Origin of the sequence: Lacinutrix sp. 5H-3-7-4, from assembly GCF_000211855.2 — a bacterium.
Taxonomy (GTDB): domain Bacteria; phylum Bacteroidota; class Bacteroidia; order Flavobacteriales; family Flavobacteriaceae; genus Lacinutrix.
Window position 1 is genome coordinate 2,570,894 of sequence record NC_015638.1, and the last position, 14,592, is coordinate 2,585,485.

General features: G+C 28.8%; 16 protein-coding genes. 13 read left to right on the forward strand and 3 right to left on the reverse strand.

Annotation, left to right across the window (positions count from 1 at the left end):
- Window positions 1–59: 59 nt before the first annotated feature.
- From LACAL_RS11565 to LACAL_RS11575, 3 genes are all read left to right on the forward strand, one after another.
- Entirely contained in the window at window positions 60–1,007 is a 948-nt protein-coding gene (locus LACAL_RS11565) for a nitronate monooxygenase family protein (RefSeq protein WP_013870924.1), read from the forward strand.
- 106 nt (window positions 1,008–1,113) lie between these two features.
- Complete coding sequence (locus LACAL_RS11570) at window positions 1,114–2,385, forward strand: hypothetical protein (RefSeq protein ID WP_148256139.1); 1,272 nt, start codon at window positions 1,114–1,116, stop codon at window positions 2,383–2,385.
- Window positions 2,386–2,460: 75 nt separating this feature from the next.
- Complete coding sequence (locus tag LACAL_RS11575; protein WP_013870926.1) at window positions 2,461–2,685, forward strand: hypothetical protein; 225 nt, start codon at window positions 2,461–2,463, stop codon at window positions 2,683–2,685.
- A gap of 7 nt (window positions 2,686–2,692) precedes the next feature.
- Here the strand turns inward: LACAL_RS11575 and LACAL_RS11580 are convergent, their stop codons facing one another.
- Together LACAL_RS11580 and LACAL_RS11585 are read right to left on the reverse strand one after the other, a co-directional pair.
- Window positions 2,693–3,259 carry a GNAT family N-acetyltransferase gene (locus tag LACAL_RS11580; protein WP_013870927.1) on the reverse strand — a complete coding sequence of 189 codons (567 nt, stop codon included), beginning with the start codon at window positions 3,257–3,259 and terminating at the stop codon, window positions 2,693–2,695.
- Between the two features lie 31 nt (window positions 3,260–3,290).
- On the reverse strand, window positions 3,291–3,923 hold the full coding sequence (locus LACAL_RS11585; protein ID WP_013870928.1) for an alpha/beta hydrolase: 633 nt from the start codon (window positions 3,921–3,923) through the stop codon (window positions 3,291–3,293).
- 47 nt (window positions 3,924–3,970) lie between these two features.
- Between LACAL_RS11585 and LACAL_RS11590 the strand changes: the two genes are divergently transcribed.
- The 5 genes from LACAL_RS11590 to LACAL_RS11610 all read left to right on the forward strand — a co-directional run bounded on the left by LACAL_RS11590 (window position 3,971) and on the right by LACAL_RS11610 (window position 8,753).
- Entirely contained in the window at window positions 3,971–4,396 is a 426-nt protein-coding gene (locus LACAL_RS11590; RefSeq protein ID WP_013870929.1) for a PaaI family thioesterase, read from the forward strand.
- A gap of 36 nt (window positions 4,397–4,432) precedes the next feature.
- Complete coding sequence (locus LACAL_RS11595; RefSeq protein WP_013870930.1) at window positions 4,433–5,548, forward strand: chorismate-binding protein; 1,116 nt, start codon at window positions 4,433–4,435, stop codon at window positions 5,546–5,548.
- Between the two features lie 39 nt (window positions 5,549–5,587).
- A complete protein-coding gene (menD, locus tag LACAL_RS11600; protein WP_013870931.1) occupies window positions 5,588–7,336 on the forward strand; it encodes a 2-succinyl-5-enolpyruvyl-6-hydroxy-3-cyclohexene-1-carboxylate synthase in 1,749 nt (582 codons plus the stop codon).
- A gap of 119 nt (window positions 7,337–7,455) precedes the next feature.
- Window positions 7,456–7,797: a DUF2853 family protein gene (locus tag LACAL_RS11605; RefSeq protein WP_013870932.1), complete on the forward strand. Its 342-nt coding sequence runs from the start codon at window positions 7,456–7,458 to the stop codon at window positions 7,795–7,797.
- Window positions 7,798–7,922: 125 nt separating this feature from the next.
- A complete protein-coding gene (locus tag LACAL_RS11610; protein ID WP_013870933.1) occupies window positions 7,923–8,753 on the forward strand; it encodes a S1 RNA-binding domain-containing protein in 831 nt (276 codons plus the stop codon).
- Window positions 8,754–8,846: 93 nt separating this feature from the next.
- On the opposite strand, the gene LACAL_RS11615 is transcribed toward LACAL_RS11610, so the two are convergent.
- Window positions 8,847–9,290 (reverse strand): hypothetical protein, encoded by a 444-nt coding sequence (locus tag LACAL_RS11615; protein WP_013870934.1) that lies wholly within the window; start codon window positions 9,288–9,290, stop codon window positions 8,847–8,849.
- Window positions 9,291–9,748: 458 nt separating this feature from the next.
- Here LACAL_RS11615 and LACAL_RS11620 point away from each other — a divergent pair, with 458 nt between their 5' ends.
- Genes LACAL_RS11620 through LACAL_RS11640 form a run of 5 tightly spaced genes read left to right on the forward strand, consistent with a single transcriptional unit; the run spans window position 9,749 to window position 14,573 of the window.
- On the forward strand, window positions 9,749–10,588 hold the full coding sequence (locus LACAL_RS11620) for a 1,4-dihydroxy-2-naphthoyl-CoA synthase (RefSeq protein ID WP_013870935.1): 840 nt from the start codon (window positions 9,749–9,751) through the stop codon (window positions 10,586–10,588).
- Between the two features lie 9 nt (window positions 10,589–10,597).
- Complete coding sequence (gene menA, locus LACAL_RS11625) at window positions 10,598–11,503, forward strand: 1,4-dihydroxy-2-naphthoate octaprenyltransferase (RefSeq protein ID WP_013870936.1); 906 nt, start codon at window positions 10,598–10,600, stop codon at window positions 11,501–11,503.
- 3 nt (window positions 11,504–11,506) lie between these two features.
- Complete coding sequence (locus LACAL_RS11630; protein ID WP_013870937.1) at window positions 11,507–12,541, forward strand: o-succinylbenzoate synthase; 1,035 nt, start codon at window positions 11,507–11,509, stop codon at window positions 12,539–12,541.
- A gap of 3 nt (window positions 12,542–12,544) precedes the next feature.
- Window positions 12,545–13,501, forward strand: a complete 957-nt coding sequence (locus tag LACAL_RS11635; protein ID WP_013870938.1) for a CPBP family intramembrane glutamic endopeptidase — start codon at window positions 12,545–12,547, stop codon at window positions 13,499–13,501.
- 4 nt (window positions 13,502–13,505) lie between these two features.
- Window positions 13,506–14,573: an AMP-binding protein gene (locus LACAL_RS11640; RefSeq protein ID WP_371200052.1), complete on the forward strand. Its 1,068-nt coding sequence runs from the start codon at window positions 13,506–13,508 to the stop codon at window positions 14,571–14,573.
- Window positions 14,574–14,592 lie beyond the last annotated feature (19 nt).

The following is a 14,592-nucleotide window of genomic DNA, read 5'->3' on the forward strand; positions in this document are numbered from 1 at the left end:
AAAAAACTATGCATGCATAATAAATTATTGATTATATTTGTTCAAATAAAATCAACAAAATGCAAACTAAACTTACACAACTTTTAAATATAAAATACCCAATAATTCAAGCGCCAATGTTCTTAGTTTCTAATGTAGCAATGGTTACAGAAGCTATGAAAGGTGGTATTGCAGGCTGTATTCCAGCTCTTAATTATAGAACTTTAGATGAGTTACGTGCAGCAATTAGAGAATTAAAAGCAAATAAAGTTGAAGGTGGCTCTTTTGGGTTTAACCTTATTGTAAATAAATCTAACATTAAATATAAAGGACAATTAGAAGTTTTATGCGAAGAAGGTTGCGATTTTATTATTACTTCTCTTGGTAGTCCAGAAGAAACTATAAAACAAGCACACAAAGTAGGTATTAAAGTTATTTGTGATGTAACCGATTTACGTTTTGCACAAAAGGTAGAAAGTTTAGGTGCAGATGCAGCAATTGCTGTAAATAACGAAGCTGGTGGTCATAGAGGGAATTTATCTCCACAACAATTAACAAATCAATTAAGTGAAGCATTAACTATTCCAGTAATTTCTGCTGGTGGAGTAGGTTGCAAAGCAGATATAGATAAAATGCTAAGTTATGGAGCAGAAGGCGTTAGTGTTGGAAGTCCGTTTATAGCATCAATAGAAGCAGGAGTTACAGACGAGTACAAACAAGCCTGTGTAGATTATGGCGCTAAAGATATTGTAATGACTCAACGTATTTCTGGTACACCATGTACAGTAATAAATACACCTTATGTTCAAAAAATAGGAACAAAAGAATCTTGGCTTGAATCTATTTTAAACAAAAATAAAAAATTGAAAAAATGGGTTAAAATGATTCGTTTTTCAATAGGTATGAAAGCTACCGAAAACGCTGCTAAAAAAGCAACTTATAAAACGGTTTGGGTTGCAGGACCAAGTATAGAACATACCAATGAAATTTTACCAGTAAAAGCTATTATTGATAACTTGGTAAAATAACACCCATTTTAATTAATCTTGTTTTAAATAAGCTAAAAACTCTTTAAATAGAACAATCATTTCTCAATCAAAGTTTTTATTTTTAGCCTAGCGATTAAAATAGACAATGAAAAAAATAGGAATGTTTTTTATAGTATTATTGGTAGTATTTATACTACTAGTATATTGGTCGTTGTCTAGTACAGATAAAGTTTTTGAAAAAGCCGAAATATTAAATATAGATAATATAGACACTTTTAATTTTAAATCTATAGACTCTGTAGTTATTAGCGCTAGTACATTATATAAAACAAATACTGTAAAAACACTCATGCAAGGCGAGCAATATCGTAAGGCATGGGAAACACCAATAAAAGTACCAGTTGTATTTCTAGACTCTTTAAAAGGAGGAATGGAAGTAATAAAAAAAGGTGGAGGAAAACAAACACACTCTTTAAAATTACAATGTGAAAATGGCGTAAAATATACTTTAAGAAGTATAAATAAAGATCCAAAAGCACTAATTCCAGACTTTGCTCGTACTTTAGGTTTAGAAAATATTGTTGTTGATGGTATTTCGGCACAACATCCATATGGTGCTGTATTAGCTTCAGAAATTGCAAAATCTGCAAATATTTTAAGTACTCAGCCTAAAATTGTATTTGTACCAAAACAAAAAGTATTAAAAAAATACAATAAGAAATTTGGTAACAGATTATACTTATTAGAATATGAGACCGATAGCCATAAAAACTGGACAGATTATAGCAGTGTAACAGAAATTGTTGAAACAGACGATTTACAAAAGCTAAAACTTAAAAAAGAAAATAAAGTTGCAATAGATAAATCTGCATTAATAAGAGTGCGCTTGTTTGATTTTCTTATTGGCGATTGGGATAGGCATGCCAAACAATACGGTTGGGTTATTAAAAAAGTAGAAAATAATTATACAGCAATACCATTAGCAGGTGATCGTGATAATGCTTTTTTTAAAACCGAAGGTATAATACCAAGCATTTTAGCAAACAAGCACATTGTTCCAGAGTTACAATCGTTTGAAAAAGAAATTAACTTCATGCCAGGTTTAGTTTATCCGTTTGATCGTTATTTTTTACTTAATACCAAAGAATCGCTTTTTATAACCGAAGCAAAATTTCTTCAAAATCAAATTACAGATAGCGTTTTAAACAATGCTTTAAAGATTTGGCCTAAAGAAATCACTGCTATAGATGGTAATGAAATTATTGAAAAAATAAAAGCCAGAAGAACAAATTTAGTAGCTTATGCTAAAGAATTAAAAAAAGTAATAGACGAAAAAGGTGTGGTAACAGAAGCTTTAAAAGGCTCTGAAAAATTAAATTTACCAGAAAACTTATTGCATTGTTTTGAATGTAAATAAACTTTTTTTTGTAAATTAGAATACACTTAGTTTTATATACTATAGCATATAAGTGAGTTTTTAAATATTTTGTTTATGGATAATCTTTGGATGGCAATAACAGCATTATTAATTTTTGTGACGTTTATTTTTCTGTATTGGAAACTCACTCGAGAATATGGCAAAAATGAATTTGGCTCAAAATTATGGAAACATTGGCCAACACGACTTTCTTATTGGCAAGGCGCTATTTTATATAGTGTAGGTTTTACTTTTATAACTGTATCTGTATTAAAATGGATAAACGTTTTACCTTATTAATAATTATCTAATTACAGTTTAAAAATAAATCGTTTTTAAGCGAATGCCATTCTCTTTTTAAAATACCATAGCAACAAGTACTGCGTCTAAAACCATCACTCATAATTTTATTTTCACGCAAAACACCTTCAAAAACACCTCCAATTTTTTCTACAGCTTTTCTAGATTTTAAATTTCGTTCGTCTATTCTAAACTCTACTTTTTCAAAATTCATGTTTTCAAAAGCATACTTTAACATTAAATATTTAATATTTTTATTTAATCCTGTGCCTTGAAATTCTGTGCCTAACCATGTCCAGCCAATATGTAAAACTTTATCTGTATAATTTATTAAACCAAAACGAGTTGAGCCTGCATAAGTTTTAAATTTTTTATCGTAAATAATAAATGGTATCGCTTTTTTATTTTCATATTCTGCAAGAGCAATTTCTACATATGCTTTGTACTTTTCAGGAGTAGAAATATCGCTTGGAGAATAAAAAATAATATGCTCTTGGTTTGCAATGCTTGTAAGTTCTTTAAAATTATTTAAAGTAATTAAAGTAAGTTTTGCTCTATTGTTTTCTAAAATCATAGAATAAAAAAGTTTCTATAAAGCTAAAAAATTAAACAAGACTATTAATAATTTCTACATTAACAACATGTTTACCTTTAAAAGGAATAATATTTAAGTTGCTTTTAAATAGTGTTTTAGCGAATTTAGTTTCTTGAGCAATTCGTTCTTCATTTAAATATTCGTCTTCAGTACCATAAATTAAAGATACTTTAGCAGTTAAATGTTTAAAGTCTTCAGCAATTAATTCTTTAGGTATACCACCAGAATGTAAAACCAATTGCGCACAATTAAATTCACGATTTTTCACATATCTAGTTGCAACACTTACACCTTGAGAATACCCAAAAACAATAATATTTTTATCGCTAGGTATATTTTCTTCAGCTAAAATAGCATCAAAATATTCCATTATATTTTCAGTTTCGGCTAAAGTATTTTCTTTTGTTAGCCAGCTTGCACCAACATGCTTAAAACCTTTTTGGTAGTATAAACTAGGAGCTTGTGGAGCAATAATATAATTTTCTTTTTCATTTAATCCATTAAAATAACGAATAAAGTATTTACTTAAATAACCCATACCGTGGCAAACAAACCACACATTTTTAGTAGAATTAGTTAATGTATTTAAAGTAGCGTATGGTTTTTTTGTAGTGTAAATTATTTCCTTTTGGGTAGATTGCATTGTGCTTATGTTTCGTATTTTTGGAGTTGTAAAAATACAGTAAATAGATGAACTTATCTAAAGACGAAATACTAGCAAAAGCAAACATTGCCAGCAAAAATACCTTAATGGAAACTTTAAGCATTGAAATGGTAGATTTTGGAGATAACTTTTTAATAGCAAGAATGCCAGTAACACCACGAGTACATCAACCAGACGGCGTATTACACGGTGGAGCAACAGCAGCTTTAGCAGAAAGTGTTGGTAGTTTTGCGTCGCATATTTTTATAGATACAGAAAAAATGTTTGTACGTGGTTTAGAAATCACTGCAAATCATTTAAAAAGTATAAAAGAAGGTTTTGTTTATGCAAAAGCAACCTTTTTACATAAAGGGCGCACAACACAATTGTTAGATATTCGTGTAACAGATGAAGCCGATAATTTAATCTCTATTTGTAGATTATCAACAATATCATTGCCTAAAAAAAAGTAGATTTTCGCTTTCGCGGAAATATAAAAACTCTTGAAAATGTTAGACAAAGATTTTTTTGAAATTGCCCAAAATCATTTTAATGAAGCCTTACCATTTGTATTATACAAAAAGCCTAATGCAGCAATAGTAAAAGGGCTTTTTCAAGAAGATGATGCTATTTATAAGTCTATAGATCTAATAGAAAGTGGTTTTGTGTTTTCTCCTTTTGATAGTGAAAAGGAAACTATTTTAATTCCTGAAAGCAAGTCTCAAACCTTAGAAACAAATTTTAAAACAAAGGAAGAAGACGTTAGTAATAAAGACTTAGAGAATACTATAGATCATGAAGCAAAAAACAATCATGAAAATTTAGTTTTTAAAAGTCTGCAAAGTATAGAATCTGGTATTTTAAAAAAAGTTGTAGTTTCAAGAAAAAAAATAATTCCACTTAAAGAAAAAAATGCAATTACATTATTTTCAAGATTATTAAACACATATCCAAAAGCTTTTGTTTACTGTTGGTATCATCCTAAAATAGGGTTGTGGCTTGGTGCAACACCAGAAACATTGTTAACAGTAACAGGAAATAGATTTACAACAATGGCTTTAGCAGGAACACAAAAATTTAAAGGCGATAAAAACCCAAAATGGGAAGCTAAAGAAATTGAAGAACAGCAATTAGTAACAAATTTTATAGTAGAAAATTTAAAAACTTCTGTAACTAATTTTAGCGTAGCTAATGTAGAAACAATTAAGGCAGGAAATTTATTACATTTAAGAACTAAAATTTCCGGTATTTTAAATTCAAACTTAAAAACAATATTAAGCGCATTACATCCTACTCCTGCAGTTTGTGGTTTACCAAAAGAACCAGCAAAGCAATTTATTTTGCAGCATGAAAACTACAATCGAGAATTTTATACTGGTTTTTTAGGAGAATTAAATACAACCGAAAAAAAATCAAGAAATAACAATAGGCGTAACGTAGAAAATAATGCTTATACCTCTATAAAAAAAGTTTCTAACTTGTTTGTAAACTTACGTTGTATGCAACTTACAGATGTAAATGCTACTATTTATGTTGGTGGCGGAATTACCAAAGACTCTATTCCAGAAAAAGAATGGGAAGAAACAGTTAACAAAACTCAAACCATGAAAAAGGTGCTGTTTTAATATGGTTTAAAATAGTGAATATTGTATTTTTGTAGTTAGATGAAATACCCAAAAATACCACTCGCACAAACCGTTGTTCAGCTTTTAAAAGCTAAAAACATACAACATATTGTATTATCTCCAGGTAGCCGTAATGCACCATTAACTATTGGTTTTACTTACCACACATTTTTTAAATGTTATAGTGTTGTAGATGAGCGTTGTGCCGCTTTTTTTGCTATGGGTATTGCACAGCAAATACAACAGCCTGTTGCAGTTGTATGTACATCTGGTAGTGCACTTTTAAATTATTATCCTGCCGTTGCAGAAGCTTTTTATAGTAATATTCCTTTAGTCGTTTTAAGTGCCGATAGACCTAAACATTTAATAGGCATTGGTGATGGACAAACTATAAATCAAGAACATGTTTTTAAAAATCATATTTTATATTCGGCAAATTTAAAGCAGGATTTAAATGAAGAAAACAAGCTTGAAAAAGATAACTTACCAATAATTAAAAGTATTGAAAATAAAATAGAAAAATATCTAGAATTACAGGAGACCATTCAAAATTATAATGAAAAGGAGATTAATACAGCATTAAATATATCTATATCTAAAAATGGCCCAGTACATGTAAATATCCCGTTTAATGAGCCATTATACGATATTGTAGAAGAGCTAACTGTGTCACCACAGCTAATGCCTATTAAAGAAAGTAATTTAGAAATAGAAAATTTAGAAGCTTTCAAAACAATTTGGAAAGCTTCTAAACGAAAATTAGTTTTGGTAGGTGTAAATCAGCCAGACAGTGTAGCGCAAAAACACCTTGATAATTTAGCAGAAGATGATAGTGTTTTGGTACTTACAGAAACGACTTCAAACATTCATCACGATAAGTTTATTCCAGGAATAGATAAGTTAATAGGAGCTTTTAATCAAGATGATTTTAAAAAATTACAACCAGAAATAGTACTTACTTTTGGAGGTTTAGTAGTCTCAAAAAAAATAAAAAAACTTTTAAGAGAATTTAAACCCAAACACCATTGGCATGTAGGAGAACACAATGCAAACGATACTTTTTTTGTACTTGACAAAGTATTTAAAACTTCGGTAAATAGATTTTTTTCTAAGTTTTTAGAGAATACAACCACAGTTAAAAGTGACTACAATCCATATTGGTTAGCACAATTTAATAACCGAAGAAAAAAACATAAAACATATATGGAAGCAATTCCATTTTCAGATTTTCAGGTTTTTAATCAATTATTAAGTACAATTCCAGATAATTCAATTTTACAAGTTGGTAACAGCTCAGCAATTAGGTACACGCAGCTTTTCGACTTAAATAAGACCATAAAAGTATTTTGTAATAGAGGAACCAGTGGTATAGATGGTAGTACAAGTACTGCAATAGGTACAGCAGCCATAGCACAAGAACAAACAGTATTTATAACAGGAGATTTAAGTTTTTTTTACGATAGTAATGCACTGTGGAATAAATATATACCTAAAAATTTTAGAATTATTGTAATTAATAATAGTGGTGGCGGTATTTTTAGAATACTACCAGGACATAAAAACACCAGTAATTTTGATGAATTTTTTGAAACCAAACATAATCTAACAGCTAAGCAATTATGTAGCATGTATGATTTTGAATATGTACAAGCTAATAGTGAAATAGAATTAACTCAAAATTTAACTCAATTTTATTTAAAAAGTAATAAGCCTAAGTTACTAGAAGTCTTTACTCCAAGTAAAATTAATGATACGATACTACTTAATTATTTTAATGAAATAAAGTAAGTTAGCGAAAGTTTTTTCCTTTTATCGATATATGGTCGATAATTTATTCTTGCGTTAAAAATTTTGGTTTAAAAAAATTGTATATTTAAAGGAATTTAAAACAACTTAAAACTAAAATTATGAGTAAAAGAGACGACCTTATTACTAAATATGCTGCAGATCTTAAAGACAAATGTGGTGTAAATCCCGATATGGATTTTTTAACTAAAGTTACAATTGGTTGTGGTCCTTCAATTTATAACAGAGATGCTGCAACAGTTTCTGGGTCTGATGAAAAAGAATTAGCTACTGTTAAAAATAATTTTCTAATAAAAAAATTAGGCTTAAGTGATAGTGATGATTTAGATAAAGCTATAGATTCTGTAATAGAAACTTACGGTCGATCTAACAAGACTAAGTATAGAGCTGTAATTTATTATTTACTAGCTAAGCATTTTAAAAAAGAGTCTGTTTACAAATAGAATTATCTTTATAAAATATTAAAAACGCTGTAACTCATATTATAGCGTTTTTTTTATATTTAAATTTCAAATTTTATAGATTAAAAAAAATCTAATTTGATTTTTAATATTAGTACTTTTGCAAAATGATTAATATAGGAGAATACAATACTTTAGAAGTTTTAAGAGATACAGAGCCAGGATTATTTCTTGGAGACGAAGATGGTAACGAGGTGTTACTGCCTAATCGTTATGTGGAAGATGTTTTTAAAGTTGGAGATGATGTAGAAGTATTTATTTACTTAGATAATGATGAACGTTTAGTAGCAGTAACAGACGAGCCATATATAACAAGAGGTGATTTTGCTGTTTTACGTTGTAATGCAGTTAACGATTATGGTGCTTTTTTAGATTGGGGAATGGTAAAAGAATTATTTTGCCCATTTAAAGAACAAGCCTTTAAAATGAAAAAAGGTGGTTGGTATTTAGTACACTGTTATTTAGACGAAAAAACCGAAAGACTTGTAGCATCAAGTAAGACCAATAGGTTTTTAGATAATACAGTATTAACAGTAGCAGAGTTTGATAAGGTAGATTTAATAGTCTCACATCCAAGTGATATAGGGATGAATGTTATTGTAAATGGTAAACACACAGGATTAATTTATAAGGATAATATTTTTCAGGAAATTAGTGTAGGAGATAGACTAGACGGTATAGTTAAAAAAATTAGACCTGGAAATAAATTAGATATTGCTTTAGGAGAAATAGGATATAGAAATATAGAACCTAATGCTAAAAAAATACTAGAAACCTTAGAAGATAATAGTGGCTATTTACCATTACATGATAAGTCTTCGCCAGAAGCAATAAAAGAGACTCTAGAAATGAGTAAAAAGAATTTTAAAAAAGCTATTGGTACACTTTATAAGCAAAAGCAAATCACTATAGAAAAAGAAGGTATTAGGTTAAATTAATAACCATATATAACAATAAAAAAAACTGTTTTCTATTAGTTTAGAGAACAGTTTTTTTATTAAATTAAGGGATATAAATAGTTTTATTAGTTATTACTTTAAAACGCATTGTGACTTAGTCCAATTATAAGCCTCTGTTAATGAGTCAAAGTCTTTTTTATTAGTTTTAAAAAAAAGCTCTTCAATTTTAATAGCATTTCTTTTGTAACTGTTATAAGTAACTGTACAATAAGATCGCGCACTTTTTAATTTCTCTTTAAAGTAGTGTAAATCTAATGGCGAAACAGAGAAGTCATTAACTCTGTTGGATATATAACCATAAGGATCTTCTCTAAAATATAAGTTTATAGCATCAATTAGTAATTTGCTATTATCTATATTTAAATGCTCACCATCATGTATTTCAGATACAACTGCATCTTCAAGAAAATATAACATACCAACACTATGCTCAAAACGTTCAATAATTTTAGAGCTTAAATCAGAGTATATAATAGAGTTTTTTGGGTTCACTTTTGTAATAAATTTATTAGACAATAAAAAAAAGCTGCTAGATTTAAAATTAGATTTTAATAAAAATCTAACAGCTCATGTAGGTTATCTAGTTCGGGTAAATAATATTTTTATAAACTTTATTTTATAATAAAGATTTAAAATTTTAAAAAAGTTGCAAAAGTAATTACAATTTCTGTGTATTTAAAATTTTTTCACAAATGTGTATAAAGTATTTATTTTTAATAGTTTATAGAATAATTAATAACACTACAAATATATTTTTGTTAGCTATTATTAGCGTGTTTTAAAGTCATAAAAAGATAATCTATAGTTAAAATGCTAAAAAATCAGTTTAACAGTCTGTTTTGTAGGTGTTTATTCTAGTTGTATATTTTTACATTTTATAATATCTATATAGATACTACATAATTATAATAGTAAAATTAGTACTAAACATACTAAATTATGTATTTTTAATGCCGATTAATATAAAACACAATATGAGCGAAATAAAATGGACTAAGGTTAAAGATTATGAAGACATAACCTATAAAAAATCCAATGGTGTAGCAAGAATAGCATTTAACAGACCTGATGTAAGAAATGCATTTAGACCAAAAACAACAAAAGAACTATACGATGCATTTTACGATGCACAAGAAGACACTAGCATAGGCGTAGTATTACTATCGGCAGAAGGTCCTTCAAGTAAAGATGGAATATACTCATTTTGTTCTGGAGGAGATCAAAAAGCTAGAGGACATCAAGGATATGTTGGTGAAGATGGTTACCATAGATTAAATATATTAGAAGTTCAAAGACTTATTCGTTTTATGCCAAAAGCTGTAATTGCTGTTGTTCCAGGTTGGGCTGTTGGTGGTGGTCACAGTTTGCATGTGGTTTGCGATTTAACTTTAGCAAGTAAAGAACATGCTATTTTTAAGCAAACAGATGCAGATGTTACTAGTTTTGATGGTGGTTATGGTTCTGCATACTTAGCAAAAATGGTAGGTCAAAAAAAGGCAAGAGAAATCTTTTTCTTAGGAAGAAATTATAACGCTCAAGAAGCTTACGAAATGGGTATGGTAAATGCCGTAATACCTCATGATGAGTTAGAAAATACAGCATACCAATGGGCTCAGGAGATTTTAGAGAAATCACCAACATCTATTAAAATGCTAAAATTTGCAATGAATTTAACAGATGACGGTATGGTAGGGCAACAAGTGTTTGCAGGAGAAGCAACACGTTTAGCTTACATGACAGATGAAGCAAAAGAAGGTAGAGATGCGTTTTTAGAAAAACGTAAACCTAACTTTCCAAAACAATGGATTCCATAATTAAGCCAGATGAAAAATATTTCAATTTGGTTATCAGCAATAAGGCTTAGAACCTTACCGCTTTCCATTTCGGGTATAATTGTAGCAGGAAGTTTAGCAGAATATAATGGTGTTTTTGATGCTTTAATATTTACACTAGCAATAGCAGCAACTATAAGTTATCAAATACTATCTAATCTTGCTAACGATTATGGTGATTTTGAAAAAGGTACAGATAACGACCAAGATAGAGTTGGACCAACCAGAGCAATACAAAGTGGTAAAATTACACAATATGAAATGTTTCATGCTATTAGATTAAACATTTTAATATGTATTGTTCTAACTATCTTTTTAATTTTTACTGCTTTTGGAGTAAAACATTTGTTATTATCGTTTTTGTTTTTCTTTTTTGCATTCCTATCTGTTAGAGCAGCAATGAAATACACAATGGGTAACAATGCTTTTGGTTATAAAGGTCTTGGAGATATTTATGTATTTATATTTTTTGGCTTGCTTAGTGTTATTGGATGTTACGTGCTTTTTGCTAAGCAGTTTGATCATGTTACCATACTTCCTGCAATAACAATAGGTTTATTAAGTGCAGGCGTATTAAATTTAAATAATATGAGAGATGCTATTGGAGATTTAAAATCTAATAAAATCACACTAGCAGTAAAACTAGGATTTGAAAAAGCTAAAAATTACCATTATTTTTTAATTTTAGGAGGCATAGTCGCATCTTTATTATTTGGTGTTTTATATTATGTTTCACCATTTAATCTAATATTTTTTATAGCATACATTCCATTGTTTTTACATTTAAAAAGAGTAAAAGCAATTACAAATCCTGTAGATTTTGATCCAGAATTAAAAAAACTAGCACTGTCTACAGTCTTATTAGCACTTTTACTTGGTGCTGGACATTTACTATAAAATATGAAAGCAGTTTACCATAAACATATTTTAAATTTTAAAATGCCAAGCGGTACATCACGAGGTATTTTAAAAACCAAAGAAACTTGGTTTATAATAATAAAAACCGAAGAAAATACCGGTATTGGCGAGTGTGGTATACTTAGAGGTTTATCTATAGACGATAGGCCAGACTACCAGCAACAATTAGAGTATACTTGTAAAAATATAGATAAAGGTTTAGAGTATTTATTAGAAAAAAATACAGCATTTCCTAGTATACAAATAGGTTTAGAAATGGCTTTTAAATCTTTAAAGGCTCAAGATAAATTTATACTTTATCCTTCAGCTTTTACCCAAGGTCAAGCAGCAATAAACATTAATGGACTAATTTGGATGGGTACAAAAGCGTTTATGAAAGACCAAATTAAAAACAAAATTGAATCTGGTTTTAATTGTATTAAGCTTAAAATTGGTGCTATAGATTTTAATACAGAATTAGAAATATTAAAAGATATTAGAAAGCATTTCCGCGAAAGCGATATAGAGTTAAGAGTAGATGCTAATGGTGCTTTTAAACCAACCGAAGCATTAGAAAAATTAAAGCAACTATCACAGTATAATCTTCATTCTATAGAGCAACCAATAGCTGTAAAACAGTTTGATGAAATGGCTAAGCTTTGCGAACAAACACCTTTACCAATTGCTTTAGATGAAGAGTTAATAGGTGTATTTTCTAAACACGATAAAAAACAATTATTACAAACTATAAAACCTCAATATATTATTTTAAAACCTAGTTTTATTGGTGGTTTTAACGGTACAGACCAATGGATTGAATTGGCAGAAAATAATAATATAAATTGGTGGATTACAAGTGCTCTTGAAAGTAATGTAGGTTTAAATGCAATAGCACAATATACTTACAAAAAAAACACAACAATGCCACAAGGCTTAGGTACTGGCAGTTTATTTACAAATAATTTTGATTCGCCATTACAAGTAAAAAATGGTACATTGCAATACAATCCAAATTTACCTTGGAATTTTAATTTATAATTTATGTATATAGCTCAAGCATATAAAGTAATGCACGAATGGTGGCGTTACTTATTAGGAATAATTATCGCTGTAATTGGTGTATTTATATTTTCGCTTCCACATTTAGCAGCCATTTTTGTGAAAAAAATGGAAGCAAACGTAGATTTAGCAAGATTAGATGATACTAATTATCTATTAAGTCTTTTTGATGCTAATACAAATCTGGTATTTATTTTATTACCATTTGCTGGCGGATTAATTTTTCTATTATTAGCTGTGAAATTTTTACACGCTCAAACTATAACATCTCTAACTACAGCAAGAAAAAAAATAGATTGGAAACGTATTTGGTTTGCTTTCTTTTTTTGGGGAATACTATCTTCTGGAATGGTACTTTTAGATTACTTTTTATCTCCAGATAGTTATTTAAATAATTTTGAGTTAAATAGATTTTTAATTTTAGCAGTAATCGCAATTATACTAATTCCTTTTCAAACCAGTTTTGAGGAGTATTTATTTAGAGGCTATTTAATGCAAGGTTTAGGTGTTATAGCAAAAAACAAATGGGTGCCATTAATTTTAACTTCTGTTATATTTGGTATGTTACACATTGCAAATCCTGAGGTAGAAAAATTAGGTTACTCTATTATGGTCTACTACATTGGTACAGGATTATTTTTAGGTATTATAACACTTATGGATGAAGGTATGGAACTTGCTTTAGGTTTTCATGCTGCCAATAATTTATTTACAGCATTATTGGTAACAGCAAATTGGACAGCTTTTCAAACACATTCTATATTTAAAGATGTTGCAGAACCAGAACTTGGTTTTTTAGATTTAATATTACCTGTATTTATAATTTTTCCAATTTTAATTCTAATATTTAGTCGTCTTTATAAATGGACTAATTGGAAAGAAAAACTTTTTGGAAAAGTAATAGAACCACCAAAAGAAAACTATAAAATTCTAGATTAAAGTGGTGCCAGAGTATTATAAAACACACGAGCATTTTAAATTTAATGGGAAGCATTACAACGCTCAAACATTAAAAACGCTAAGCGAAACATTTTTAAAAGGTGATGTTTTATATAAAAAAGATATAGGAACGTTTCTTTTAAATTGGTTAGATAAAAAAGAAACAATAACACTTAAAACATCTGGCTCTACAGGAAAACCTAAAACAATAACTATTAGCAAACAGCGCATGATTAATTCTGCAATTGCTACTAGAGATTTTTTTAATTTAAAACCAGGAGATAAAGCACTTTTATGTTTACCAACGCACTATATTGCTGGCAAAATGATGTTAGTTAGAGCGCTAATAATTGGTTTAGAAATAGATAGTATAGAACCCAAATCTAAATTAATAATAGATAAATCTAAAACGTATGATTTTGCAGCAATGGTGCCGTTACAATTGCAAAGCAATTTATATTCTGTAGATAATATAAAAACCTTAATTGTTGGAGGAGCAAAAGTATCAACAGCATTAACAAAAACACTACAAGATTTAAAAACAACTGTTTTTGAAACTTATGGGATGACAGAAACGGTATCTCATATAGCTTTAAAGCAATTAAATAATTTTGAAGCGCAACAGGCTTCGGGCGTATTTAAAACGTTACCAGAAGTTACTATTTCTCAAAATGAAAATAATTGCTTAGAAATTGAAGCACCTTTGCTTTCTTCGGAAAAAGTAATTACAAACGATGTAGTAAAACTCCATACAAAACAGACTTTCGAGTGGTTAGGTAGGTTTGACAATGTTATAAATTCTGGAGGTATAAAAGTATTTCCAGAACAAATTGAAAATGCTTTACAATCTAAAATTAGTAATCGTTTTTTTATAGCTTCAGAAGAAGATAAAACTTTAGGAAACCGTATAATTTTAGTTGTTGAAGGACAAAAGGATTCTATTATTTCTTCAGTATTTAATGATTTAGAACCTTATAAAAAACCAAAATACATATACTATTTAGATGCTTTTGCCGAAACCGCTTCTGGAAAAATTCAGCGTATAAAAACATTACAATTATTAAAAAAGTAGGGTTTACTCATTAAAAGTA

Excerpts from the sequence above, each read along its gene's own strand:
- LACAL_RS11565 (WP_013870924.1), top strand. The coding sequence starts at position 60 with ATGCAAACTAAACTTACACAACTTTTAAATATAAAATACCCAATAATT.
- LACAL_RS11570 (WP_148256139.1), top strand. The coding sequence starts at position 1,114 with ATGAAAAAAATAGGAATGTTTTTTATAGTATTATTGGTAGTATTTATA.
- LACAL_RS11575 (WP_013870926.1), top strand. The coding sequence starts at position 2,461 with ATGGATAATCTTTGGATGGCAATAACAGCATTATTAATTTTTGTGACG.
- LACAL_RS11580 (WP_013870927.1), bottom strand. The coding sequence starts at position 3,259 with ATGATTTTAGAAAACAATAGAGCAAAACTTACTTTAATTACTTTAAAT.
- LACAL_RS11585 (WP_013870928.1), bottom strand. The coding sequence starts at position 3,923 with ATGCAATCTACCCAAAAGGAAATAATTTACACTACAAAAAAACCATAC.
- LACAL_RS11590 (WP_013870929.1), top strand. The coding sequence starts at position 3,971 with ATGAACTTATCTAAAGACGAAATACTAGCAAAAGCAAACATTGCCAGC.
- LACAL_RS11595 (WP_013870930.1), top strand. The coding sequence starts at position 4,433 with ATGTTAGACAAAGATTTTTTTGAAATTGCCCAAAATCATTTTAATGAA.
- menD (WP_013870931.1), top strand. The coding sequence starts at position 5,588 with ATGAAATACCCAAAAATACCACTCGCACAAACCGTTGTTCAGCTTTTA.
- LACAL_RS11605 (WP_013870932.1), top strand. The coding sequence starts at position 7,456 with ATGAGTAAAAGAGACGACCTTATTACTAAATATGCTGCAGATCTTAAA.
- LACAL_RS11610 (WP_013870933.1), top strand. The coding sequence starts at position 7,923 with ATGATTAATATAGGAGAATACAATACTTTAGAAGTTTTAAGAGATACA.
- LACAL_RS11620 (WP_013870935.1), top strand. The coding sequence starts at position 9,749 with ATGAGCGAAATAAAATGGACTAAGGTTAAAGATTATGAAGACATAACC.
- menA (WP_013870936.1), top strand. The coding sequence starts at position 10,598 with ATGAAAAATATTTCAATTTGGTTATCAGCAATAAGGCTTAGAACCTTA.
- LACAL_RS11630 (WP_013870937.1), top strand. The coding sequence starts at position 11,507 with ATGAAAGCAGTTTACCATAAACATATTTTAAATTTTAAAATGCCAAGC.
- LACAL_RS11635 (WP_013870938.1), top strand. The coding sequence starts at position 12,545 with ATGTATATAGCTCAAGCATATAAAGTAATGCACGAATGGTGGCGTTAC.